The organism is Xylophilus sp. GW821-FHT01B05 (assembly GCA_038961845.1).
GTDB lineage: Bacteria > Pseudomonadota > Gammaproteobacteria > Burkholderiales > Burkholderiaceae_C > Xylophilus.
This window is the reverse complement of sequence record CP152408.1, coordinates 1573795-1599056: the sequence shown is the minus strand read 5'-3', so window position 1 is coordinate 1599056 and position 25262 is coordinate 1573795. Positions and strand designations below refer to the sequence as shown.

Sequence of the window (25262 nt, the reverse complement as noted above, 5' to 3'; positions counted from 1 at the left end):
CGACTACAACTGCGCGCAAACCAGCACCAAGCCCACACCCACCAACGCCAGCCCGACCGTCTCGGCCCGCGTCAGGCTTTCGCGGAACACGCGGCGCGAGACTAGGTAGCTGAACACCACCTCGACCAGGCCCAGGGTGCGCACGTTGGATGCCGGGCGCATGGCGTAGGCGGTGAACCAGGCGAGCGAGGCTAGCGCGCCCATGGAGCCGGCCACGCTGGACAGGCGCCAGGATGTCGCCACGCGCACCAGGGTGGCGGGCTGGCGTGCGGCCAGCCAGCCGCCCAGCAGTACGGTCTGCAGCAGTTGCGCCCAGAACACGCCCCAGGCGCCGGCCGTCCAGGGCGCGATGCCGTCGCCCAGCGCCAGCGAGGCCCCGCGAAAACCCACGCTGGCCAGCGCAAAGCACGCGCCCGAGCCCAGGCCGTACCAGAGCGAGCGGCTGCGCATGCCGCCGCCCGCAGCGCCCCGCGCCCAGCCGCCGCGCGGCAGGGACAGCAGCAGTACGCCAACGGTCGCCGCCAGCATGGCCAGCATTGCGACCAGGCCGGGCAGCTCGTGCAGCAGCAGGCTGGAGAACAGCGCCACCTGCAGCACCTCGGTCTTGGAATAGGCCACGGCCAGGATGAAGTTGCGCTCGCGCATGGCCAGCAGCAGCAAGGCCGTGGCGCCCACCTGGGCCAGCGCGCCCAGCACCAGCCAGCCGGCATAGCGCGCACTGAACACCGGCTGCAGCCCGTCGCCCCACAGGCACAGCGCGGCCACCGCCAGGCCCGCCACCGGCAGGCCGTAAAGAAAGCGCACCAGCGTGGCGGCCAGGGTGCCAAGCTCGGCCGTCAGCGTGCGCTGGGCGGCATTGCGCACCGTCTGCGTCAGCGCGGCCCAGATGACGATGGGAATCCAGGCCCAGGAAGCGGCAAGAAAAGAAGACATGGCGGATGGATGGCCCAGGGATAACCCTGAAGCCTAACCGCTGCCTTCGGCCCGCGTGGGGAGGCCAAGCTTAACTATCAAATATATAGCTAATAGCCCAGGTGGTGCATGGGCTATAGGCACTTTTGACCAATATTTTTGCCCAATGCCTTAATGGTCATGGTGCAAGTAGCTTGCCTGCCGCGGCAAGCGCAAGGCAACGAGGAAGGCGACCACCATCATCGCCGTCACGTACCAGTAGAAGGCGCTCTCGTGGCCCAGCGTCTTCAGGCCCAGTGCCACGTACTCGGCCGAGCCGCCGAAGATGGCGTTGGCCACGGCATAGGCCAGGCCCACGCCCAGGGCGCGCACCTCGGGCGGGAACATCTCGGCCTTCACGATGCCGCTGATCGAGGTGTAGAAGCTGACGATGGCCAGCGCCAGGATGATCAGCACAAAAGCCACGACCGGGCTGCGCACCGACTGCAGCGCGGTCAGCAGCGGCACGGTGCACAGCGCGCCCAAGCCGCCAAACAGCAGCATGCTGGTGCGCCGGCCAATGCGGTCAGACAGCGCGCCAAAGGCCGGCTGCATGCACATGTAGACAAACAGCGCGCCGGTCATCACGTAGCTGGCGGTCTTGATCGGCAGGCCCACGGTGTTGACCAGGTACTTCTGCATGTAGGTGGTGAAGGTGTAGAAGATCAGCGAGCCGCCCGCCGTGTAGCCCAGCACGGTGAAGAAGGCGCGCTTGTGGTCGCGGAACAGGCTGGCCAGGCTGCCGGCGTCCTTGTTGTCGCGCGCGGCCTGAGTCTGGGTTTCTGCCAGCGTGCGGCGCAGGAACAGCGCCACCACCGCCGCCACCGCGCCGATCACGAAGGGCACGCGCCAGCCCCAGGCGCGGATCTCGGCCTCGGTCAGCAACTGCTCCATGGCGACGATCACCAGCACCGCCAGCAATTGCCCGCCAATCAGCGTGACGTACTGGAAGGACGAGAAAAAGCCGCGCTGGCCGCGCAGTGCGACCTCGCTCATATAAGTGGCGGTGGTGCCGTATTCGCCGCCCACCGACAAGCCCTGGATCAGCCGCGCCACCAGCAGCAGCGCCGGCGCCCAGGCACCGATGCTGGCGTAGGTGGGCAGGCAGGCGATCAGCAGCGAGCCGCCGCACATCATGGCAACCGAGATCAGCAGCGAGCTTTTGCGGCCATAGCGGTCTGCAATGCGGCCAAACAGCCAGCCGCCCACCGGCCGCATCAAAAAGCCTGCCGCAAACACGCCCGCGGTGTTGAGCAGTTGCACCGTGGGATCAGACTTGGGAAAGAACGAGCCCGCGAAGTAGATGGCCGCGAATGCATAGACGTAGAAGTCAAACCACTCGACCAGGTTGCCCGAGGACGCAGCCACGATGGCAAAGATGCGCTTGCGCTTTTCTTCAAAGCTGTAGTGCGGGCGATCACCCGGTGCGGCGGTGCTGGACATGCGGGGCCCTTCGACGACTGTTGTGGGAGTAGTCCCAGCATCATCTGCCCCGCCCTGTCGGCCTGGGTTACGTGGCGTAACCCGTCCTGTTGATGCTCAACACCGTTCGGGCTGAGAAGGCGTGAAAAAATCAACTCCCATGCGCCAACAGGCGGCTTGAAGGCCGCGGTGGCCAATTGAACGGGGCGGGGCGAGCTCCTGGCCTCTCGGAGGTCCCAGAGCGCCCAACTGCAGTCTTGGGGCCTTGTGGAGGCTCCAGGGCGAGCCTGCAAGCGCGCTCAGTTCACCCCCCGAGCGCAAACCCCAGCGAGCGCATGCGCATCAAGTTATGCGCCAGCGCGTGCCACAGCAGCACCGCGCGTGCCTTCAACTTGCCGCACACATTCAGGCGGTACAAGCCCCGTCGCCTGAGCTGCGCATTGGCGCATTCGATACTTGCGGCGCGGCGCCTGTAGAGCTTCTGGCCCTCGTCACTGGCCATGAACGCGCGCCACTGCGCAATCAACGGTGAGTCACTGGCCTTGGGGCTGAGCGGATCGAAGCCAGGTTTGCGGCTGCGCGAGGGCGGCACCACCGGCTGCGTGCCGCGACGGCTGAGTTCCTCGAGTGCGTCGTACTGGGGGTAGCCACCATCGGCCAGCCAGTGCGTGGGCGTGCGGCCGTAGCGCTGCTCGATCTGGCGATGCATGGGCGCCATCTCATGCATATCGCTGCCCGCGCAGACCACCGCGATACCGGCGATCAACTGCGTGGCCTCGTCCACCAGCACCTGCGCGTTGTAGGCCGGACGGAATCCTCCGTCGGCCATCTTCATCACCCGGGCGTCTGCATCCGTGGTGCTGACCCGCTTGGGCGCGCCTGCGCTGGACTTCGGCTGCGCCTCGCCGCTGGCGGGGCGTGGCTCGGCAGGTGGGGCGTCGGGTTCGGGCAGGGCGCTGGGAGCATCCCCGGCGGGGCTATCACCTACTGGGGCCTGGCCAGACTTGCCTCGCCTGGCACGCGCACTGGCCTTGTTCTTGATCTTGTCGAGTGCGCCCCGCTCGATCTCGCCGAAGGTCTGCAGTGCCCGGGCCAGGCGCTCCTCGCGCTCCCGTGCGGCGCGTTCGCGCGCGGCGGCCTTGCGCCGCGTGCTGGCGCCCGCATCGGCCTCGAGTTCGCTCTTGAGGGCGTTGACCTGGGCGAGCGCCAAGGCATGCAGCTCGCCCAGGCGCTCCTTGCGCCGGAAGCTCGAGGCCTTGGCGTGGGCGCGAACGCGCAGGCCGTCCTGGGCGACTACGTCGAGCGTGACCAGCTTGCGCTCCATGAGCGCGGCGATGCTGCGGGTGAGTTGCGCATCGAGCCATTCGGTGTTGGCTGTGCGAAAGCTCGCCAGCGTGTGGTAGTTGACCCCGACGCCACCGCAGAGCCAGCGGTAGATGTCGTCGCGCTCGCACAGCCGGTCGATCTCGCGGGCCGAGCCCACGCCCTCGACGGTGGCCCACAGCCACAGCGCCATGAGGATGGCCGGATCGATGGCGGGTGCGCCGGCCGAGCCTTGCACCGACTTGACCTGGGCGTAGAGCGGCGCGAGGTCCAGCGCCTGCACAAAAGCCCAGACGCTGCGCGCGGGATGGTCTGCGGCGACAAGGGCATCGAGGTCGCAGGGGCGTAGCTCGATCTGCTGGCGATCGGCGTGCAGCAGGCGTGGCGTGCCTGCTGTGTGCGCCGGCTTTGCTGGCCGTGGCGTTGCAACTACGGCGCCATCTGCGGGCGCTTCGTGGAACAGGGCCGCTTGTTCGGATGTCTTGGGGGCGTTGCTTGCGTTGGCCATTCGCTATCAACGCACGGGGGCGGATATTCGTTCACACCTTCTGAGCCTGTCGAAGCCCTTCGACAAGCTCAGGGCGAACGGGTCTATTTTTTATGCGACACCGTATTAAAAAGTGCCCGGCAGCAGAATGCCGCGGCCCACCGTATCGATCTGCGTGTGGCCGCAGAAGGCCATGGTGATGTCCAGCTCGCGGTGCAGGATCTGCAGCGCGCGGGTCACGCCGGCTTCGCCGTAGGCGCCCAGGCCATAGAGGAAGGCGCGGCCGATCAGCGTGCCGCGCGCGCCCAGCGCGCGGGCGCGCAGCACGTCCTGGCCGCCGCGGATGCCGCCGTCCATCCAGACCTCGATTTGTTGTCCCACGGCTTCGACGATGGCCGGCAGTGCGGCAATGGAAGACGGCGCGCCGTCCAGTTGCCGGCCGCCGTGGTTGCTGACGATGAGCGCATCAGCGCCGCTGTCCACCGCCAGGCGGGCGTCTTCCGCATCCATGATGCCTTTCAGGATCAGCTTGCCGCCCCAGCGCTTCTTGATCCATTCCACGTCGCCCCAGTTGAGCTGCGGATCAAACTGCTGCGCGGTCCAGGCCGACAGCGAAGACAGGTCGTCCACGCCCTTGGCATGGCCGGCGATGTTGCGGAAGGTGCGGCGCGGCGTCTGCAGCATGTTCCAGCACCAGCGCGGCTTGGTGGCCAGGTCCAGCAGGTTGGCCAGCGTGGGCTTGGGCGGCGCGCTCAGGCCGTTCTTGATGTCCTTGTGGCGCTGGCCGAGGATTTGCAAGTCCAGCGTGAGCTGCAGCGCCGTGACGTTGGCGGCCTTGGCGCGGTCGATCAGGCGCTCGATGAAATCGCGGTCCTTCATGACGTAGAGCTGGAACCAGAACGGGTGCCGGCCAGTGGCCTCGGCGATGTCCTCGATCGAGCAGATGCTCATGGTCGACAGCGTGAACGGGATGCCAAAGGCCTTGGCCGCACGTGCGCCGTGGATCTCGCCATCGGCATGCTGCATGCCGGTGAGGCCGGTGGGCGCGATGGCCACGGGCATGGCCACTTCCTGGCCAATCATGGTGCTGCGGGTGCTGCGCCCTTCCATGTTCACGGCCACGCGCTGGCGGAACTTGATCTTCTGGAAATCCGCCTCGTTGGCGCGGTAGGTGTCCTCGGTCCACGAGCCGGAGTCGGCGTAGTCGTAGAACATCTTGGGGACGCGGCGCTGCGCCACGCGGCGCAGGTCTTCAATGCAGGTGATGCGGGAAAGGTCGGTCACGCTGTTTCCTTCTAGAGGGGCCGTATGTTACGGCGCGGCTGCGGCCTGTTGCGGCCAAGAAACTTGGGCGCTGCTGGAAAAAATTTCAGCCATACCAACCCAGGAACACCGCGGAACCGGCTCTGCCGGGCCGCTGGTGTTGCCCCCGGAAGGGGGTTGGCGAAGACACGAAAGTGCGTAGCCTGGGGGTGAGCCAAGTTCACGCCAGCGGGACAGGTCCATCCGGCAGGTGCGCCGAACGAAACTGCTGGTCCGCCTGCGCGCCGATCTCGCCGGTGTAGAAGTGCACACGGTTGCGGCCGCCGCGCTTGGCGGCGTACATGGCGGCGTCGGCGTGGCGGGCCAGTTCCTCCAGGCTGTCGCCGTCGTCCGGGAACAGCGCAATGCCCAGGCTGGTGGTGACCTGCAGCGAGCGCTCGCCGATCAGGAACGGAATGGCCGCCAGGCGCACCAGTTCGCCCGCCAGTTTTTGTGCGGCCTCGGGCGTGCCGGCCTGCGGCGCCAGCACCACGAACTCGTCGCCGCCCTGGCGGCTCAGGGTGTCGGACTGGCGCAGCGCGGCCTTCAGGCGCTGGGCGAACTGCACCAGCAGCGCGTCGCCCACGTCGTGGCCCAGCGAGTCGTTGATGTGCTTGAAGCCATCCAGGTCCAGGTACATCAGCGCCAGGTGGCCGCCGTGCCGGCGCGCATGGGCGATGGCCTGCTGCGCGCGGTCTTGCAGCAGCACGCGGTTGGGCAGCTCGGTCAGGGCGTCGTAGTGCGCCAGGTGCGCCATGCGGCGCGCCATGGCGCGGGTGGCGGTAACGTCGCGCAGCACCATCACGGCACCGACCGGCTCGCCGTTGCCGTCTTCGATCGGCGCGGCGCAGTCTTCCACATCAAAGCACTGCCGCCAGCGGTTGACGAGCACGCCGCTGGTGGCGGCAACGACGATGCGCCGCTGCCGCAGTGCGTCGCGGATCGGGCTGCGCGCCGGGCCGTCGGCCGCGCCTTCATGCAAGGGCACGACCTCGTCGATGTCGTGCTGCAGCGCCTCGTGCGTGTGCCAGCCGGTCATGCGCTCGGCCACCGGGTTCAGGTAAGTGATGCGGCCGTCGCGGTCGGTGGAGATGACGGCGTCGCCGATGGAGGCCAGCGTGACGCGCATGCGTTCTTTTTCCTCGGCCTGCTGGTCTTCGGCGGCCTTGCGCTCGGTAAGGTCGGTGGCCTGCACAAAGACGCCGCGCACGCCGCCGCCTTCGTGGTCCGGGTCGGGGTCGGGCACAAAGCTCACCAGCAGGTGGCGGCGCACGCCGGCGCTGTCGATGACCGGGGTCTCGAAGGCCTGCCGCTCGCCCTGCAGGGCACGCTCCAGGTAGGGAAGATTGGCGCCAGACAACTGCTGGCTGCCGTCGCCATTGGCATCGCTCGGCGCGCCGCCGGCAAAGCCCGACAGGTAGCTGTCGTTGGCAAAGCGGATCTGCAGGTGGCGGTCCCAGTAGGCGACCATGGACGGCAGGCCGTTGAGGATGGCGCGCAGGTCGCGCTCGGCGTCGCGCAGGCGCAGCGCGGTGCGCTGGCGCGCGTCCAGCTCACGCACGAACAGCGCGCCCAGGCCCAGGCAGGCCAGCATCAGCACCAGGGTGATGCCGCCCAGCACCAGCACGCGGCGGCGCCATTCGGCATAGACCACGTCGCTGGATTGCGCCACCGCCACGATCAGCGGGTAGACATCGAAACTCTTGAACTGGTAGAGCCGCGTCTCGCTGTCAAAGACCGAGGGCAGGCGGAAGAACGAATCGCCCGTTTCCAGGAAACGCTTCACCGCCGGCAGCGGCGCCATGTTGCTGCCGACGATGGCCGGGTCATAGGGGAAGCGCGAGAGCGCGGTGCCGTCCTTACGCAGCAGGGTGATGCGCCCCTGCGGGCCGATATTGGCCAGGTCGAACAGCGCCGCGAAGTAGCGCGCGCGGATGGTGACGGCGGCCACGCCCTGGAAGACGCCGTCCTTGTCCTGCAGGCGCATCGACAGCACCACCACGCGCCCATCCTCAGTGAGGGGCACGATGGGCTCGCTGATGTAGAGCCCCACGTCGCTGCGGCGCTGGTGCACCTGGAAGTAGCTGCGCTGGGACAGGTCGTGCGGCTTGGGGTTGAGCGAGCCAGAGCTGAGCACCAGCGTGCCGCGCGCATCCAGCACATAGACCAGCGACACGCCCGGCACGGCGGTTGCGCTGTCGAACAGCACGCGGTTGCGCAGCGCCGGCGGCAAGGCCATGGCGGCCGGATCGGCGGCGCCGCGCACCACGCCGACCAGCGAGCGCTCGTAGAACTCCAGCGTGCGGTGGATGTTCTCTTCGATGGTGTTGGTCAGCGTCTCGCCGCTGCGCCGGGCGCGCTCCGTGGTCTCATGCCGGCTGTAGAGCGCCTCTGCCACGAACAGCCCGGCAATGACCAGCGTCAGCGTGACGGCCAGCCAGGGCAGCAGGCGACGAGTGCGGGAGCGGGAGGTGGGCATGCGGGACGGACTGCGGCGGGAAGGGACATTCTAGAAGGCGTCCCTTGGAGCGTGTTCAGCGCACACCCGCGCCGCGCACCTCGATGCGCACCTCGTCCAGTACCGCGCCGCGCGCATCGACCAGCTGAATGCGGTGGCGCCCGGGCCAGGGCAGCCAGTCGGCCCGGGCGCCGCGCGCCAGCGGACGGCCGTCGATCTGCCAGCGCAGGTTCTGGCCCACGGCTTGCAGCCGCACGCGCTGGTGGCGCGGCGGGATGTCTGGGTCCAGCGCGACGATGGTGCCGGCCACGGGCGCGATGATGCGCGGCGCGGCGCCAGCGTTTTCTGCATAAAAAGTGCCTTCAGCCCTTTCCCCACCTGGGCTACCAGCTACCTTATCAATAGCAAATAGCGCTTGCTGCGTGCCCGCCAGGAACCACTCGCTGCGCGCCGCCTCCAGCCCATCGCCAAAGCGCACGGCCGCCTGCAGCACGCCGGGCGGCGGCGCGGGCGGCTGGCTGGGCAGTTGCCGGTGCAGGTAGCCCATGACCGCCGCCCAGACCGGCGCCGCGCCAGAGACGCCCGACACATCGCGCATGGGCGCGCCGCTGGCATTGCCCACCCACACGCCCACGGTGTAGCGCTGCGACCAGCCCAGCGCCCAGTTGTCGCGCATGTCCTTGCTGGTGCCGGTTTTTACCGCCGTCCAGAAGCGCGTGGCCAGCAGGCTGTCGGTGCCAAAGGTGCGGGCACGCGCATTGGCGTCGGCCAGGATGTCGCCGACGATGAAGGCGGCGCGAGCATCCAGCGCGCGCTGCGGCGCAGTGGCCGGCCCCGGCAACAAGCGCGTGCCGCCGGCCATGCCGCCGTTGGCCAGCGCGCGGTAGGCATTGGTGAGCGCCAGCAGCGGCACCTCGGCGCTGCCCAGCGCCAGGCTGTAGCCGTAGTAGCCGCCGGATTCGCGCAGCGGCAGCCCCAGCGCGCGCAACTGCTCAAAGAAGGCATCGGGCGACACCATCACCAAGGTGCGCACCGCCGGCACATTGAGCGATGCCGCCAGCGCGGTGCGCGCCGACACCCAGCCCTTGAAGCGCCGGTCGTAGTTCTGCGGCACATACAGGCCGCTGGCGGTGGCGATCTGCTCGGGCGAATCGTCTACCAGCGAGGCTGCCGTCAGCCGCCGCTCGGCCAGCGCCTGGCCATACAGAAAGGGCTTGAGCGTGGAGCCCGGCTGGCGCAGCGCCAGCACGCCATCGACCTCGGCCGCGCGGCTCAGTTCGCCCGATGAGCCGACCCAGGCCAGCACCTCGCCACTGGCGTTGTCCAGCACCAGCACGGCGCCGTCTTCCACATGCCGGCCGGCCAGCTCGCGCAGTTGCTGGCGCAGTGCCTGCACGGCAAAGCGCTGCAGCGGGGCTGACAGCGTGGTGCGGACCTCGGCGGCGCCAGCGGGTGCTTCGCGCAGCGCCTGGCGCGCCGCATGCGGGGCAATGCCCTCGCTGGCATCAAACGCGCGGCGTTGCAGCGCGGCCTGGGCAAACATGTCCAGGCCTTCGCAGTCGGGCTTGGCGGCCTGCAAGTCGCCCAGCACGGCGCAGGCCCGCCGCGCCACCAGGGCCGGCTTGGCATTGGGCGCGCGCACCAGCGCTGCGGCTACTGCCGCCTCGCGCGCATCCAGGCCATGCGCGGCCTTGCCAAACAGCGTGCGCGACAGCGCGTCTATGCCCACCAACTCACCACGGAAAGGCACCAGGTTCAGGTAGGCCTCCAGGATCTGGTCCTTGCGCCAGCCACGCTCCAGCCGCTGCGCCATCAGCACCTGGCCCAGCTTCTGCCCCATGCCGCGCCCGCCGCCACGGCCCACCTCATCGTCCAGCAGGCCGGCGAGCTGCATGGTCAGCGTAGAGGCGCCACGCGTGCGCGTGTTCCACAAGTTGCCCCAGGCCGCAGCCGAGACCGCGCGCCAGTCCACGCCGCTGTGCTCGTAAAAGCGCTTGTCCTCGCTCAGCACCAGCGCCGTACGCAGCGCAGGCGACACATCCGCCAGCGCCACCCAGTCGCCCCGGCGCACGCTGGCATCGGTGCGCACGCGCTGCAGCAGCACGCCGTCGCGGTCGAGCACGCGGGTGTCTGACGAGCGAAAGCCGTGCTGCACCTGGTCAAAGCTGGGCTGGGCCAGCGCGGGCTGGGCGACAGCTACCAGCAACCACAGTGCAGTCGGCAAGAGTTTGCGCAGGGGATGTGTCATGCCCTCACCGCGCGCTGCAAGGCCGCGCGTGCCAAGAGTCGCGTGGAATCCAGCGTAGGCAACGGCGCGTTGGCGTCGCTCATGATCAGCGGGATCTCGGTGCAGCCCAGCACCACGGCGTCGCAGCCCTCGGCCTGCATGCGTGCCATCACGCGCTGGAAGTAGGCGACGGCCTCGGGCTTGAAGATGCCGCAGACCAGCTCGTCCATGATGATGCGGTTGATCTCGTCGCGCTCTTGCGCGCTGGGCCGCAGCCAGTCCAGGCCGCGCGCGGCGAGCTTGTCGGGGTAGACATCGCTCTCGACCAGCCAGCGCGTGCCGGTCAGGCCGATGCGCTTGAAGCCGCGCCCCGCCGCCTCTGCGGCCACCACGTCGGCAATGTGCAGCCAGGGCAAGGGTGAGCGCGGCAGCACATGGGGCAGCGCCTGGTGGATGGTGTTGTCGGGGCAGATGAGAAAGTTGGCCCCCGCGCCCGCGAGCTTGCGGGCCGAGGCCAGCATCAGCTCGCCCACGCCCTGCCAGTCGCCACGGTCCAGGCACTGCACATAGGCGGCCAGCGAAGGCGTGTGCAGGGACACCTCGGGATGGGCATGGGCGCCCAGCAGGGGCGCGCCTTCGGCGCAGATAGTGCGATAGCAAAGCGCTGCGCCTTCGGCGGAGCAGCCCACGATACCGATGTGCTGGGGCATGGCATGGGTCCTCCGTATCAGGCTTGCCGCAGGTACTGCAGCACCGGCGCCAGCGCCGCAATGGCGGGTGCCGATGCCAGCACCGCGCTGGCGGAAGACCAGGGATAGTCCAGCCCGCCGAGCCATGCCATCACCGCCTGAAGCTCATCTGGCGGCAGCAGTTGCATGGCCTCGATGGCGATGCTCAGGTGCCCGGCGCGCCCGCCTGCGGCCGGGTCAAACACCCAGTCATAGCGGCCGCAGCCCACGCGCACCTGGCCGCTGGCCTTGTCCGACATGCCTACCAGCCAGTCGCAAGAGAACTGCTCAGTGGCGGCAGCAGGCACGGCCCCCAGGTAGAAGGTGTAGACGTTCTCGTACGCCTGGCCAAACTTGCGCGACAGCACGTCGGCAATGGCCGCGGCGCCCTGCGTGGCGGCGGGGAAGGCGATGTTGTCGGTGCGCACCTGCATCTGCAGCGTGGCGGCCTCGCTGAAGACCTGCGCCATCAGGTGCGGGCGGTTCTCGTCCTTGGACTGGATGTAGGTGCGCAGTACGGTTTCTGGGGGCAGGTGGGAAGGCATGGGCAGTGTTGTTCAGTGGAGTCCGCTCGCCCTGAGCTTGGCCTGTCCTGAGCCTGTCGAAGGATCGAAGGGCTTCGGCAGGCTCAGCCCGAACGGTGCCGTGTCATGCATGGGTTGCAAAAACTTCAACCGGCAGGCGGCATGGGATTTTGCAGCGGCTTGTCGCGGTAGACGCGGTAGCCCCTGGCCTCGTAGTTGGGCAGGGCGTTGGGATGGTCGTCGGTGGCGGTGTGCAGCCAGACGCGCCGGGCGCCGTCGTCCAGCGCCTGCCGGGTTGCGGCCGACAGCAGGCCGCCGCCCAGGCCCTGGCCGCACCAGGCGGGCAGCAGGCCCATGCCCTCGATCTTGGTGCCCTGGCGCTTCTTTATCAGCTCGAAGAAGCCTATGTCCCGCGCCTGCCACGATGCGATCCAGAAAGACACGCTGCTGTAGGCCAGGTGCGCGCTCCAGCGGGCGGGCCGCCAGCGGCTGCGCTCGGTCCAGTAGCCGCGCCCCACCTCGACCCACAGCGCGCGGCAGCGCTCCACGTCGGCCGGGCCGGCCCGCGCCAGGCCAATGCCCTCACGCGGGAAAGCCTTGGGCCGAAAACCCTCGGCCGTCAGTTGGAGCAGGAAGCTGCGGTGGGGCATGGGTCACGACGCACGGTGTGCGTTCAGGCCGCCACCGCAAAGGCGCTGCGGTATTTGACAAAGCCGCGCTTGGCCGAGCCCGCAAAGCCCGCGCGCTCGAAGAAGCGGTGCGCATCCTGCCGCTGGCTGGAACTCAGCAGCATGATCTTGGAGCAGTCGCTGGCCAGGCAGAAGGCCTCAACGCAGCGCAGCAGCGCCGCGCCCACGCCCTGCCCGCGTGCGGCGGCAGCGACCACGACGTTTTCCACCACGGCAAAGGGCTGGGACTGGAACATGACATCGGCGCACAGCGACACCAGCGCCGTGCCGCACACCTGCGCCTGCCATTCGCACACCCATAGCGCAGTGCGCGGGTCAAGCGACACCTCGGCGATGCGCTGCGGCAAAACAGATACCGCCGGGTTGTCGACCAGCTCGCGGTACAGGCCGGCAATGGCCTGCGCATCGCCCGGTACGGCGCGCCGCACCACGGCGGCGCTAGCGGCCGGCCAGATTGCAGCCATAGAGCAACATGTCTTCATACTGCCCGCGCTTCAGCAGGTGCCGGCGCAGCAGGCCTTCGCGCTGCAGCCCGGCCTTCTCCATGACGCGTGCAGAGGCCGGGTTGCGCGCCAGGCAGCGCGCGACGATGCGGGTGATGGCCAGTTCTTGCTGCGCGTAGCGCATCAGGCACTGCGTGGCCTCCGTGCCGTAGCCCTGGGCCCAGTGGTCTACCGCAATCCAGTAGCCCAGCTCGGCCCGCGCGTGCTCGGCCGATATGTCGTGCAGGCCGACCGTGCCCAGCAGTTGCGCGTCGGCCGCCAGCACTACGGCAAAGCTCACGCGCGTGCGGCTCTGGTAGTCAGCCGCGTGGGACGCGATCCAGCTCTGCGCCGCGCCATCCGGGTAGGGGTGCGGAATATTCGCCGTGGTGTCTGCCACGCGGAAATCCCCCGCCAGCCGCTGCACCTCAGGTGCATCAGCCAGCACGTAGGGCCGCAGCAGCAGGCGGGGCGAGCGCAGCGTGGGCTGGGTTGCTTCGGCTGGCATCTACACCCGATCAGGCCTGCCGGGGCCGTCATGCCGCGCCAGCAGTTCATCAAGCTTGCGCTCGGCGCGCAGATTGGCCGCGCCGATGAAGAAGCTTATGCAGAGGAAGTTCACAAACGGTATGACGCCCAGCACCGTCCACAGAATGACGTTGCGGCCCTTGTCCTTGGCCAGCAGATAGGCCGTCACGCCCATGAAGATGGACATGAAGAAGAGCGGAAGAAGCGATGCCAGCAAGGAGGTTTGATAGGTTGGCTGCAAGGTCGTGCTCCTTGTGAGTGAAGGTAAGCGCCATGCTAAAGGGCTAGCTGCAAAAGGCCAACGCCGGCTGGCGGGGCTCGCTCAGCCGAGCTGTATCCCCTGCTCCTCGCACCAGCGCCGCAAGGCCTCTTCCGTGGCGCGCGCCTCGAACGCATACCAGGCCTCCAGCACGCCTTGCGCATGCAGAAAGTCTTTGAAGCGGCGGTACGCCCCGCTCTTGTGGAAGTAGCCGGCCACCCGGTCGTACTCGGCGGGCAAGTGCTGCTCGACGAAGGAAAGCGCCAGTGCCCGCCCCAGGTCCAGATCGTTCTTGTGCGGCAGGGACAGGTAGCGGTGAGAACGTGTTTACGATCTCTATGGGGTCGCGCAAGTGTCTTTGCGGGATGGGATGCAAGGCGCGGTGCGCAGCCAATAGCACCGCTATTGGCAAGCGCCGCAACGCCGCAGACCGCCCGCAAAGGCACTTGCCCGAAGGGTTGGAGTGAAATCGGGCGATTGAGCGCCCCGGCCCCTTGCATGGGCATGAGCCCATGCGGCGGGATCCGGGCCACTCACTCATCCCGATTGCACTCCAACGCGATCCCCATACAGATCGTAAACACGTTCTTAGGCCTCCAAGTCTTCCGGCACTGGTTCATCCGGCTCGATGTCTTCGGATATGCAGTACAGCGCGCCGGTGTCGAGATCGATGAAGGCCTGGTGCCCGCTCAGCGCACCACCGCTGACAAATTGAAAAGCAGCGAGGACATCAGCGAACTTGACGGTGACCATGGCGCATCCCAAGCGATTTGGCGAATGCAGCAGCTTACCTGCCTGGCACGCGGCCCGCCCCGGGACCGCGCAGAGACCTGGAGCGCACCACGACGGTACCGGCGAGCTTGTCGTGCCAGCCCTGGCGCTTCGGGTCGAAAGCCACCCACAGAAAGCCCAGGCCCAGCGGCAGGGCGGACAGGAAGTAGGCCAGGTAGCGCCCAATGGCCTGGCCCACCGACAAGGGGTTGCCGGTGGCCGCATCCACCACCCGCGCACGCACGGCCATCTTGCCCGGCGTGGCCTGCTTGTGCCGCCAGAAAAGCACCACGATCACGGCCGGCAGCGCCAGCGAAACCAGGAAGTCCGCCAAGCCCTCGTACAGACGGCCGTCCGTCGCCTTGAAGTAGTCCCAGCCGTAGACCGCGAGCCGCAGCACGAAGTCCAACGCCATCAGCAAGATCGAATCGATGACAGACGCGCCCACGCGCGCCCAGAAGCCCACGTATTCCAATTCCGACGACTGGTCTTGCATCTCTTCCTCCTCATGCGTAACTTGCATTCAGGCGGCGCACCATGCCGCCTAATGAATTCTCATTTTTCACAGCCCAGGCGGAGCCTGGGCAATCATCTTACCCATCCATTTAGGCAAACCTAATACCACCATGGCCACAGCGCTGGAACCCCTGCTGGAGCAACTGCGCAGCCATCTGCGCGCGCGGGGCTACAGCGCCCGCACCGAGCAGGCCTACGTCGACTGGGTGCGGCGCTACGCGCAGCAGTACCCAAGCCAGGACCCGCGCCAACTGGGCACGGCGCAGGTCCAGGCTTTTCTGCACGATCTGCTGGAGCAGCGGCAGGTGGCCGCATCCACCCACAACCAGGCCAAGGCCGCACTGCTCTACTGGTACCGGCAGGTGCTGGGCACAGACCTGCCAGGCCTGGCCGACATCGCCCCCGCCACGCAGGCGCGCCAGTTGCCGGTGGTGCTGGCGCCGCGCGAAATCCGCGGGCTGCTGGCCCAGCTCGACGGCCCCATGGCGCTGGTCGCCGGCCTGCTCTACGGCAGCGGCCTGCAGTTGCTGGAATGCCTGCGGCTGCGCGTGCGGGACCTGCGCCTGGAACAGCGCCAGGTGCTGGTCCGCGACGACCAGGGCGACACCCGCCGCAGCACCGTGCTGCCCGAAGAACTGCTGGCGCCGCTGCAGGCGCAACTGCAGCGCGCCCAGGCCCTGCACACACGCGACCTGGCCGCCGGCTTTGGCGAAGCCGCCCTGCCCCCAGCCCTGCAGGCCACCCAGCCGCCAGGCGCGGCCCGCAACTGGGATTGGCAATACCTCTTCCCCGCCGCCCGCCGCGCCACAGACACCCGCGACGGCACACAACGCCGCCCCCACGTCTTCCCGGAATCCGTACAGCGCGCCGTGCGCCAGGCAGCACGCCGCACCGGCACGCACAAGACCATCACGCCCCAGGTCCTGCGCCACTCCTTCGCCACCCATTTATTGCAGGCCGGTTATGACGTGCGCGCCGTGCAGGCGCTGCTGGGGCATGTGGATGTGCACAGCACCATGGTCTATACGCAGCTGCTGCCGCAGGGTGAGCAGGGGGTGCGGAGTCCGTTGGATGAGTGGTGAGGGGGTGCGGGGCAGAAGTGCCTCAACTGCAAGGGCATGCGCTTTGCCCATCCCCCTACGGCGAATAGCGAAGGGTGTCGACCAGCAAGGAGAATGCGGAAGAGGGGTGCCTGCGATTGGGGTAGTACAAGTGGTAGGCCGGCAGATCCGGCGTGTACTTGCCCAGAATGGGTACCAGTCTTCCGCTGTCGATGAATGGCTGCACCTGATCCCGGTGGATACAGGCCAGACCATGGCCGTCCAGTACTGCATCGATGAGAAGGTCGATCGTATTCACGACCAGTTGCCCTTGACCTCGCACTCGGATTTCCCGCCCGCCGCGAATAAGGCGCCACCCGATGAACGTGCCAGACGTCGGCAGGCGGAAGTTGATGACCTGGTGGTCAAGCAGTTGCGCTGGCGTCGTCGGCGCCGGGCGTCTGGCCAGATAGGCCGGAGCTGCCACGATCGCCATCGGAATGTCAGGGCCTATCCGTACGGCGATCATGTCCTTGGCGATATCTCCGCCCAGGCGAATGCCCGCATCGAACTGATGGGCGACCACGTCCACCAACGCGTGATCGACGTTGACCTCCACATGGATGTCAGGGTTGTCCACCAGCAGCCGCTTCAGCGCCGGCATGAGGATGGTCTTTGCCGCATGCTCCACCGTCGTGATCCGGATCGTTCCACTCGGCCGGTCGCGCAGTTCACCGAGCGAGCCGATCACGGCGTCGAGGTCATGCAGCATCGGGCCGAGCTTCGCAAGCAGGCGGTCTCCCGCCTCAGTGGGCGCGACGCTGCGCGTCGTGCGCGAAAGCAGTCGGAGTCCCAAACGCTCTTCGACACGGCGCACGATCTGGCTGAGGGCCGACTGCGCCATGCCCAGGCGTACCGCGGCCTTGGTGAAGCTGCGCTCCTCGGCAACGACCACGAAGGCCGTCAGATCAGCAATCTCGTCGCGACGCATGGGCTTTCCTTTCTTGCGGCCATTGATTTATCAATTAAATGATAAGGCCAAGCATTTTTATCCATCTAATCAACTGAATTAACGGTCACTACATTCGTATGCCATGACATGCCGTGGTCCTGCCGGACCACCCCATGCCTCACCCATTGCAAAGGAAATTTCCGTGACCCACTCGCCTCTTCTTTTCGACCGTTTCAGTTTTGACAACGGCATGACGCTTCGCAACCGGGCGGTCATGGCGCCGATGACCACCTGGTCCGCCAACCCCGACGGGACCGTCTCCGACCAGGAGATTGCCTACATCCAGGCGCGTGCCAAGGGCGTGGGGCTGGTCATCACCGGATGCGCGCATGTCATGCCGGAAGGGATCGGCTTCACGGACGAATTCGTCGCCGATGACGACCGTTTCATCCCCAGCCTGCGCAAGCTCGCCCAAGCCGCAAAGAGCGGCGGTGCGTCCGCCATCCTGCAGATCTTCCATGCCGGCACCAAGGCGATACCAGAGCTCGTTCCAAACGGGCGGGTCGTTGGCCCCAGCACGATGGAAGTGCCCGCCGGACCGTTCAACGCAGGCGGAAACACCGCCGTCGCCCTCACGCAAGGCGAGATCGAGAACATCATCAAGGGATTCGGCGAGGCCACACGCCGCGCGATCGAGGCCGGCTTCGACGGCGTCGAACTGCACGGCGCACACGGCTTCCTCATGCAAGATTTCTTCTCGCCGATCGCCAACCAGCGCGACGACCAGTGGGGCGGTTCTTTGGAGAACCGGCTGCGCTTTCCGCTGTCCGTCGTTCATGCGGTCGCGCAGGTCATCAAAGCGCATGCCGGCCGGCCGTTCCTGCTGGGCTACCGTGTTTCGCCGGAAGAATCCGCCGAGGGTGGCTTGCGGATCGCCGACACGAAGATTCTGGTCGATCGGCTGATCGAGGCCGGTATAGATTACGTCCATGCATCGCTGCACGACGTCCTCAATGGCAAGCCAATTGCCGACGGCAGCGGCAAGACAACTGCGCGCTTGCTCGTCGAACATGTGGCCGGACGCGTTCCCTTGATCGCGGCGGGCGCCATCAAGACGCCAGCCCAGGCAGAAGCGGCGTTGGCATCGGGGCTTTCCTTGGCGGCGCTGGGCCAGGGCCTGATCATGAATCCGGATTGGGTGGCACTGGCCCGGGACGGGCGCGCAGATGAGATCGTGACCGTCCTCGACCCCGCGTCGGTGCCGGATCTGCACATTCCAGACAAGCTGTGGGGCGTCATGCAGATGGCCAAGGGCTGGTTCCCGATCCAGGAAAGCCAACCGGCATGACGGGGCAACGCGGCAACTCAATAGGCTTGTGCGGCGGTCCGGCCATCCACTGGCCTCGCGAAACCTCGCGTGGCCTCGAAGCAAGACATTTAGAGGAATGAAAATGGGCAAAGCATCCAACGAAGAACTGGTCGCAATTGAAGCGAAAGCCGTCGACTACTTGACCGCATTCAATCGCGCCGACGTCGCGGCCGTGGTCGCAACATACGCCGATGACGGCGTGCTGATGGGGCCAGGCCGGCCGGCAGCCGTGGGCAAGGACGCGCTTGCCACGGTCTATCCTGGCGTCTTCGAAGCCATCGGCTTCAACATGGCCTATGAAATAAAGGAGGTTGTGCAAATCAGCCCAGACTGGGGATTCGTGCGCAGCGCCACCGAGGGCACCGAAACCAACAAGGCGACCGGTGTCGTCACGTCCGCGGCGTATCACGAGCTGTTCCTGCTCCGCAAGTCGGTTGCAGGCGCGTGGCAGATCGCACGCTACTGCACGTCCAAGGTCAGCCCTGCCGGCTGAGCCGCCTACCGACGGGAGCGCTGCTTTGCCGTCGACTTCACGCCTCCGCTTCTGGCAACGTCGTGCTGAGCGGGCGCGTCGCCCGACACAGCGCGATACCACTCACCGCCCCGCCTCGACCCGGCTCGCCGGTAGAGCGAAGTCGCCCACGTTGTTCAGGCGCAGGGTGTATTCCATCTTGGCCGTGCCTTTTGGCAGGTACTCGTAGCAGCTGCGGAAGGCCTCGAAGCTACGTTCCTCGCGCGCGGCATGGGCACGCCCAAGACCATCCCCCCCCCCAAGTCCTGCGCCACTCCTTCGCCACCCATTTATTGCAGGCCGGTTATGACGTGCGCGCCGTGCAGACGCTGCTGGGGCATGTGGATGTGCACAGCACCATGGTCTATGCGCAGCTGCTGCCGCAGAGTGGGCAGGGGGTGCGGAGTCCGTTGGATGAGTGGTGAGGTGACGCCCCTCGGGAAAACTATCAATCTTTGATAGCATCAGGACCGCATCAACTGCACGGAGTCAAGCCATGCCTTCAAGCTATGTCATCGGTGATCACTTCGAATCGTTCATCAAGGAACAGATTCAGCAGGGCCGCTACGCCAGCGCGAGCGAAGTTGTGCGTGACGGACTGCGCAGGCTTGAAGACCAAGAGAAGCTTCGCGCCGCCAAACTGGAGGCCTTGCGCACGGAAATCCAGCGCGGCGTTGACAGTGGCGCAGGCATCCCGGCCAAGACGGCTTTCGCTGCGGCTCGCGAGCGCATTGCCCAGACTGGCGCGTCCGGGTCTGGTCGCCGGTGAAGCTCACATTCTCACCAGCAGCGGAAGCCGACCTGTTGGACATCGCGATCTACATCGCAGAAGACAACCAGACGCGCGCGCTGACATTTGTCGATGAGCTGGAAAAGAAGTGTGAAGTGGTGGGCCGCACGCCAGGCATCGGTACAGCGCGGCCTGAGCTCGGTGATGGCATACGCATGCTGCCCTACGGGCGCTACCTGATTTTTTACCGAGAAGCGGGCACTGGCGTGCGCATCGAGAGAATCCTGCACAGCGCGCGCGACATTGGCGGCGACGCTTTCAGCGCTGACGATCCGCACGAACGTCGCCGCTGACATCGCCGCCGTCGCGGCTGAGGCCCGACTTGCGGCGCTTCACGTCGCGTACCTCAGCTACGACACCCATCTATTGCGGGCTGGTTATGACGTGCGCGCAGTACAAACGCTGCTGGGGCATGTGGATGTGCACGGCACCATGGCCTATACGCAGTTGCTGCCGCAGGGTGGGGGGGGGGTGGAGTCCATTGGATGAGTGGTGAGGCGGGGCCGGCATCCTACCGACTTCAGTTCAGATCGACGGATCGCAGCCCAGCAATGTCATACCCACGGCCCTATAAGGCATTCCAGTACACACGACGTTCCGTTGAGTTTCAATTTCAGAGAAATAAAGAGATGGATCGATTCAGGGCGGGCAAAAGATGCGTGTGATGGGATGATATCAATGAGATGGAGGGAATATGACCGCATTGAATGAAGCACAAGAAGTATGCAAGAGAAAACACCTGCATGGATTTTTCAAATATTTCAAAAGAAGGTGGACTCCGATCGTTGACCAGCCAATCGGAGCATGGCTGCACCGCATATTAATTACACCAATTTTCCTGACGCTGTGCACAACCGCTGCATATGCTGAATTGCGGCCGACATATGAGGCAGCCTGGGGTGGAGATAATTGGCTCCCTTCACCAGAACTTGCCTGCCGTCACGAAGTTACATCGCGTTATCCGAAGGGAGAGCTGATCTATGCTTCTGTCGGCCCATCTCTCAGTCCGGGGCAGATTAACTGCAACGCCATACGCGCTTCTGACGGCATGCCATTTTCCCCAATGCTTTATTTGCGGCTCAGATTGAGTTCGTGCCCAGAGAATAGCAGCAACACGACAGGGTGGTCTTGCACTTGCAATTCGGGCTATGGAGAGGTTGCCGATGCATGTGTCCGAAGCAGCCCTCCCAAAAGGTGCAGTCGAGATGACGGCATATACATTGGCAATCCCATATTGCCAGCCACGGCAGAAAAGCATCAAAGCGAAACCGATTATTTTGATCAAAGTGATCCGGCCTTGAATTTTACTCGGATCTATCGCAGCCGCCGGAATGCCGATGCCTCAATAATCAGCAACACACTCGGTAGCGGTGCGTGGGCTCACAGTCACAGCATGGCTCTGCGTCTTGCCTTCAAATCAAAAACGCCTTCTATCAATAGCATTGACGATGGCTCACCTCGCACGACGATCCCGACAGTAACAATTATTGATGCGGAAGGCTATGCGCGAACCTTCGTGCAAGAGGATGGCGAGTGGAGAGCCCGTGATAGCACAGACACCTTGATGCAGCCTACCGATGATTATTGGATTTACTATCGAGCAGACGACGATGAAAAATTTCATTTTGACGCCGCGGGCAGGCTGCAGGAGATCATTGCACGAAACGGATGGATTACTTCATATGCCTACAATGAGGCCGGGCAAATAATTTCAGCAACCAACCCATTCGGTCGCAGTCTTGGCTTTATTTATAATTCAGACGGCCACCTGACTGCCATTAACACTCCAGATGGGAAAGTCATTGGCTACGCCTACGACACTTCTGATAGGTTATTAGCAGTCACATACCCTGACGGAAGCTCCCGCACCTTTCTTTATGATCTTCCATCCTTTCCCCAAGCCCTTACTGGCGTCTTGGACGAAAAAGGCGTGCGCTATGAAACCTTTTCCTATGATTCCAATGGCCGCGCAATAGGCACTCAACTTGCAGGCGATGCTAACCATTATCAAGTCAGCTATCCGTCGAATAACGCAGCGAGCGTTATTGATCCCTTAGGAGCATTGCGCAACTACAAGTACGGTACTACCCTCGGTAAATTAGCTGTGACGAGTGGCTCCCTGCCTACGAATACCGGCGCGGCCAGTGCACGCAGCCGAGCGCAGGATGAGGCCGGTCTTGTGACATCCGAAACCGACTTCAAAGGCGTCAACTCCACCTACACCTGGGACACCACCCGCCGCGTACCGCTCTCCATCACCCGCGCCTCGGGCCTGAACGAAGCCCAAACCACCAGCACACAATGGCACCCGACCTTCAACCTCCCCCTCGTGGTGACAGAGGCGGGTCGCACCACCAGCTACACCTACGATGCCCTGGGCAACAAGCTCAGCGAGACTGTCACCGACACGGCCACCGGCCAGTCACAGGCGCGGCTGTGGACCTACAACGCGGCAGGCCTGGTAGCCACCTCCACTGAGCCCAATGGCGCTGTCACCCAATACGCCTACGACAGCTTCGGCAACCCGACCCAGCAGACCGACCCGCTTGGCCGTGCCACCCAGTACCAGCACGACGCTGCCGGCCGCATCACCCAGCAAACCGACCCCAACGGCATCACCAGCAGCTTCACCTATGACCTGCGCGGCCGGCTGCTGACGCAGAACCAGGGTGGGCTGCAGACCACCAACACCTACACCGCCACGGGCCTAGTCGCCAGCGTCACCGCGCCCACCGGCTACGCCCTCACCTACACCTACGACGCCGCCCACCGCCTGACCGGCTGGAGCGACAACCGGGGCGCCAGCGGCAGCTACACCCTGGACGGCATGGGCAACCGCACCGCCGAGCAGGTGCGCGACGCGCAGAACAACCTCGCCTGGCAGGTCGCGCGCAGCATCAACCAGCTCAACCGCGTCGCCTCAGAAACCGTCGGCGGCAACCAGTCCCTCAGCTACGGCTACGACGCCAACGGCGAGCGCGTGTCAGAAACCAACGCCCTGGGCCAGACCACGCAGTACAGCCTGGACGGCCTGCGCCGCATTACCCAGGTCAAGGACAGCCTCAACGCCCTGGCCACCCTGGAGTACGACAAGCGCGACAACATCACCGGCGCCACTGACTTCAAGGGCGCCCCCACCAGCTACGTGCGCGACGCCCAAGGCAATGCCACGCAGGAGGCCAGCCTGGACGCCGGCCTGCTCCAGACCAGCTACGACGCCCTGGGCCTGCCCAGCCGCATCACGGATGCCCTGGGCCGCGCCACCGACATCACCCGCGACCTGCTGGGCCGGCCTACCCGCATCCAGTACGCCGACAACAGCGCCAGCGTGCTGCGCTATGACCTTAGCGGTGCCGACTACAACGCCCCGGGCACGCCCAATGCCAGCATTGGCTTCTTGAGCGAGATCCAAGACCCGGGCGTCACCACCCAGTACCAGCGCGACCTCTTTGGCCGTGTCTTGCGCAAGCAGCAGATCCTGGCCGACGGCAGCCTGCGCGCCGTGGGTTACAGCTACGTCGCCGTTGGCAACGCCGGTGCCGGCCAGATCGGCAGCATCACCTACCCTTCGGGTGGCGTACTGGCCTATCTCTACGACAGCACCGGCCGGCTCACCGGCCTGGACTGGAACGGCACCCCGCTCGTGCGCAACCTGGCCTGGAACCCGCTGGGCCAGCCCACGGGTTGGCAGTGGCCCTTTGCCGCAGGTGCCACCCCGGGCAGCCCGCTGGCCGCGAGCCGGCAGTACAACACCGCTGGCCAGCTCATCCAGAACGAGATCGCCAGCTACCAATGGAACGCCGCCGGTCGCATCACCAGCCTGACGCAGGACCTGATGCTGCCCAGCGCCAGTGGCGTGGCCCCCAGCACCTTCACCACCGCCTTTGGCTATGACGCCACGGGCCGCATCACCAGCGTGGCCCACAGCCCCAGCAGCATTGCCAGCCTGCCGGCCGGTGCGCCGCTGTCGGCCGTCATCGGCCCGCAGCAGATCGCCCTGGCCTACGACCCCAACGGCAACCGCCAGAGCGTGGTCTACACCCAGACCGATGCCGGCAGCACCCTGAGCCTGCAGCGTGCCTACCAGGTCCAGCCCGGCAGCAACCGCCTGCTGGGCTATGACCAGACCCTGACCCTGGGCGGCAGCCCGGCCACCAGCCAGGTGGCCTACAGCTATGACGCCACCGGCGCCATCACCCAGGTGGGGGAAGACCTCTACGGCCATGGCGCCAACGGCCGCATGCAGTCGTTCTCGCGCAGCGGCAGTGGTGCCAATGGCAACAGCAGCAACGTCACCTACCTCTACAACGCCCTGGGCCAGCGCCTGCTCAAGCACAACAGCATGGCCAGCCCCGCTGTGACCACCCAGACGGTCTATGCAGACGGCCCCTACGACGACAGCACCGTGCTCAGCCAGGACCGCCTGGCCACCAGCGGCAGCAACCCTGCGAGCCACACCGACTTCGTCTACCTGCCCACCGCCAGCGGCCCCTTGCCGGTTGCCACCATCATTGACGGCCGGCTCTACGCCATCCACAGCGACCATCTCAACACCCCACGCCGTCTGACGCAGGCCAACGGGCAGGTGGCCTGGCAGTGGGTCACGACCGCCTTTGGCGAAGTACCTCCCAGCACCGGGGCCACTGGCTTCGTGCAAGAAACGGCAGATACCGAGCCCACAGCCGGGGCCACCGACCCCGTCACCTTCGACCTGCGCTATCCGGGGCAGGTGGCCGATGAGGAATCCGGGCTTTACTACAACCTGCACCGCAGCTACAACCCGACGACTGGGCGCTATACGCAGGCGGATCCTATTGGGCTGGCGGGGGGGTGGAATCGGTTTGCTTATGTGGAGGGGAATCCGTTGTCATTCTCGGATTCGACGGGACTCCAGACCTCTCTTCAATGGTGTTATCAAAACCCCGCAAATGCGGCAACTTGCAATGACGCCGGAATGACAATTAGACCAATCAGGATACCGCCACCAATCGTTTTCCCTGATGACTGCAACAAAGCATGCGAGAAGGCAATTCTCGACGCATCGAACGCATATTGGAAACTTACTACAAAACGACTTCCACAATATGAAGCAGGAGGCACTAGAGGGCGAGACGCTGGCCATGCCAATGCAATAAAACAAGCGCAGGCGGCCTTACAGAGCGCCATTAAACGCGTAAAGCTGCACTGCACCAATCCGCCCGCACAGCTACCCGAATGGGAACGTGCCGCAAACGAACCACTACCGAGTTAATTATGCTAGATACCAAACTTTGGCTCTCCTTCGAGAAGGGCCTCTCCGATAGGGATATTGGGGATATCGAGGGGCGGTTTTTGTTCTTAAAAGAGGCTCTGGAGGATGCGATTTCCCAGCACCATGTTGAGGATATTCGAAGCGATCTTGATCTCAATTTGCATATCTACCTGCAATATTTCACCGTCTCTGGCAATGAAAATTTAAGTCCCTGGCTAATTCATGATCGGTGGCTTTACTACTACGAAGATGGTGAAGGTGTAAACAATGAATTGCGCTTGAGACTAGGGGAGCTTTTTTGCCGATCGATGGATGATCTTTACGAGAGAATTAAAGATCTGCTTGGATTTCTGGACGATCATCGTCTAATTTTTGGCGAGGCTGATGCAGTTGTATGGTTGTCTTTTACAGATTATTTAGCATCACAACTAATAGCCAAAATAGGACGGGATAGATTTCAAGTATTTTTGGGCTCCAAGGGAGAGTGAATATTATTTATATTGGCAGAGCACCTTCGGCGCGCTACGCACGCCGCAACGTCGCCGCTCCAGTCACAAAGCGCAGCTGCATCTTCAAATCTCTCGCCAAACACGAACGCGAAACTGGAAAACTCCGCCCTAGGCTGCTATGGCCTGTGGCACAAAGGCATTGAGGGCCGGGCTCTACGCCATCCACAGCGACA

Annotated in this window: 25 protein-coding genes; 9 read left to right on the top strand and 16 right to left on the bottom strand. The window is 65.2% G+C overall.

Translation table 11 applies throughout. The annotated features are described in order from the left end of the window. Positions 1-3: 3 nt before the first annotated feature. From AAFF27_07530 to AAFF27_07460, 15 genes are all read right to left on the bottom strand, one after another. Positions 4-933: a DMT family transporter gene (locus tag AAFF27_07530; protein ID XAH25032.1), complete on the bottom strand. Its 930-nt coding sequence runs from the start codon at positions 931-933 to the stop codon at positions 4-6. A 150-nt stretch (positions 934-1083) separates the two neighbouring features. After that, the gene (locus AAFF27_07525) at positions 1084-2394 is read right to left on the bottom strand and encodes an MFS family transporter (protein ID XAH25031.1); all 1311 of its coding nucleotides are present in this window, start codon (positions 2392-2394) and stop codon (positions 1084-1086) included. Between the two features lie 283 nt (positions 2395-2677). Beyond that, positions 2678-4075: an IS1182 family transposase gene (locus AAFF27_07520; GenBank protein ID XAH26182.1), complete on the bottom strand. Its 1398-nt coding sequence runs from the start codon at positions 4073-4075 to the stop codon at positions 2678-2680. A 234-nt stretch (positions 4076-4309) separates the two neighbouring features. Further along, complete coding sequence (locus AAFF27_07515) at positions 4310-5467, bottom strand: alpha-hydroxy acid oxidase (GenBank protein XAH25030.1); 1158 nt, start codon at positions 5465-5467, stop codon at positions 4310-4312. 199 nt (positions 5468-5666) lie between these two features. Then, a complete protein-coding gene (locus tag AAFF27_07510; protein XAH25029.1) occupies positions 5667-7964 on the bottom strand; it encodes a diguanylate cyclase in 2298 nt (765 codons plus the stop codon). Between the two features lie 55 nt (positions 7965-8019). Then, positions 8020-10191: a penicillin-binding protein 1C gene (gene pbpC, locus AAFF27_07505; GenBank protein XAH25028.1), complete on the bottom strand. Its 2172-nt coding sequence runs from the start codon at positions 10189-10191 to the stop codon at positions 8020-8022. Beyond that, positions 10188-10880: an amino acid racemase gene (locus AAFF27_07500; protein ID XAH25027.1), complete on the bottom strand. Its 693-nt coding sequence runs from the start codon at positions 10878-10880 to the stop codon at positions 10188-10190. Before AAFF27_07500 ends, pbpC begins: the two co-directional genes overlap by 4 nt. 17 nt (positions 10881-10897) lie before the next feature. Beyond that, the gene (locus tag AAFF27_07495) at positions 10898-11443 is read right to left on the bottom strand and encodes a hypothetical protein (GenBank protein ID XAH25026.1); all 546 of its coding nucleotides are present in this window, start codon (positions 11441-11443) and stop codon (positions 10898-10900) included. Positions 11444-11568: 125 nt separating this feature from the next. Beyond that, positions 11569-12072: a GNAT family N-acetyltransferase gene (locus AAFF27_07490; GenBank protein XAH25025.1), complete on the bottom strand. Its 504-nt coding sequence runs from the start codon at positions 12070-12072 to the stop codon at positions 11569-11571. Positions 12073-12095: 23 nt separating this feature from the next. Beyond that, complete coding sequence (locus AAFF27_07485) at positions 12096-12575, bottom strand: GNAT family N-acetyltransferase (protein XAH25024.1); 480 nt, start codon at positions 12573-12575, stop codon at positions 12096-12098. Continuing rightward, positions 12550-13101 (bottom strand): GNAT family N-acetyltransferase, encoded by a 552-nt coding sequence (locus tag AAFF27_07480; protein XAH25023.1) that lies wholly within the window; start codon positions 13099-13101, stop codon positions 12550-12552. The genes AAFF27_07485 and AAFF27_07480 overlap by 26 nt, the downstream gene beginning before the upstream one ends. Beyond that, complete coding sequence (locus AAFF27_07475) at positions 13102-13362, bottom strand: hypothetical protein (GenBank protein ID XAH25022.1); 261 nt, start codon at positions 13360-13362, stop codon at positions 13102-13104. An 81-nt stretch (positions 13363-13443) separates the two neighbouring features. Next, on the bottom strand, positions 13444-13620 hold the full coding sequence (locus tag AAFF27_07470) for a hypothetical protein (protein ID XAH25021.1): 177 nt from the start codon (positions 13618-13620) through the stop codon (positions 13444-13446). Positions 13621-13968: 348 nt separating this feature from the next. Continuing rightward, on the bottom strand, positions 13969-14133 hold the full coding sequence (locus tag AAFF27_07465; GenBank protein ID XAH25020.1) for a hypothetical protein: 165 nt from the start codon (positions 14131-14133) through the stop codon (positions 13969-13971). Positions 14134-14167: 34 nt separating this feature from the next. Then, complete coding sequence (locus tag AAFF27_07460; protein ID XAH25019.1) at positions 14168-14647, bottom strand: RDD family protein; 480 nt, start codon at positions 14645-14647, stop codon at positions 14168-14170. Positions 14648-14777: 130 nt separating this feature from the next. Between AAFF27_07460 and AAFF27_07455 the strand changes: the two genes are divergently transcribed. Next, the gene (locus AAFF27_07455; GenBank protein ID XAH25018.1) at positions 14778-15749 is read left to right on the top strand and encodes an integron integrase; all 972 of its coding nucleotides are present in this window, start codon (positions 14778-14780) and stop codon (positions 15747-15749) included. Between the two features lie 55 nt (positions 15750-15804). On the opposite strand, the gene AAFF27_07450 is transcribed toward AAFF27_07455, so the two are convergent. Beyond that, positions 15805-16698 carry a LysR family transcriptional regulator gene (locus AAFF27_07450; protein XAH25017.1) on the bottom strand — a complete coding sequence of 298 codons (894 nt, stop codon included), beginning with the start codon at positions 16696-16698 and terminating at the stop codon, positions 15805-15807. Positions 16699-16861: 163 nt separating this feature from the next. Between AAFF27_07450 and AAFF27_07445 the strand changes: the two genes are divergently transcribed. The 8 genes from AAFF27_07445 (at position 16862) to AAFF27_07410 (ending at position 25068) form a co-directional block, all read left to right on the top strand. Next, positions 16862-18007: an NADH-dependent flavin oxidoreductase gene (locus AAFF27_07445; protein XAH25016.1), complete on the top strand. Its 1146-nt coding sequence runs from the start codon at positions 16862-16864 to the stop codon at positions 18005-18007. Positions 18008-18110: 103 nt separating this feature from the next. After that, positions 18111-18521: a nuclear transport factor 2 family protein gene (locus AAFF27_07440; protein ID XAH25015.1), complete on the top strand. Its 411-nt coding sequence runs from the start codon at positions 18111-18113 to the stop codon at positions 18519-18521. Then, positions 18473-18964, top strand: coding sequence for a tyrosine-type recombinase/integrase (locus AAFF27_07435; protein ID XAH25014.1), 492 nt, complete (start codon positions 18473-18475; stop codon positions 18962-18964). Before AAFF27_07440 ends, AAFF27_07435 begins: the two co-directional genes overlap by 49 nt. A 71-nt stretch (positions 18965-19035) precedes the next feature. Further along, positions 19036-19308 (top strand): type II toxin-antitoxin system ParD family antitoxin, encoded by a 273-nt coding sequence (locus AAFF27_07430; GenBank protein XAH25013.1) that lies wholly within the window; start codon positions 19036-19038, stop codon positions 19306-19308. Next, on the top strand, positions 19305-19622 hold the full coding sequence (locus AAFF27_07425) for a type II toxin-antitoxin system RelE/ParE family toxin (protein XAH25012.1): 318 nt from the start codon (positions 19305-19307) through the stop codon (positions 19620-19622). The genes AAFF27_07430 and AAFF27_07425 overlap by 4 nt, the downstream gene beginning before the upstream one ends. Further along, on the top strand, positions 19573-19818 hold the full coding sequence (locus AAFF27_07420; protein XAH25011.1) for a tyrosine-type recombinase/integrase: 246 nt from the start codon (positions 19573-19575) through the stop codon (positions 19816-19818). The genes AAFF27_07425 and AAFF27_07420 overlap by 50 nt, the downstream gene beginning before the upstream one ends. Before the next feature lie 1690 nt (positions 19819-21508). Continuing rightward, positions 21509-24580: an RHS repeat-associated core domain-containing protein gene (locus AAFF27_07415; GenBank protein XAH25010.1), complete on the top strand. Its 3072-nt coding sequence runs from the start codon at positions 21509-21511 to the stop codon at positions 24578-24580. 2 nt (positions 24581-24582) lie between these two features. Beyond that, positions 24583-25068 (top strand): hypothetical protein, encoded by a 486-nt coding sequence (locus tag AAFF27_07410; GenBank protein ID XAH25009.1) that lies wholly within the window; start codon positions 24583-24585, stop codon positions 25066-25068. Positions 25069-25262 lie beyond the last annotated feature (194 nt).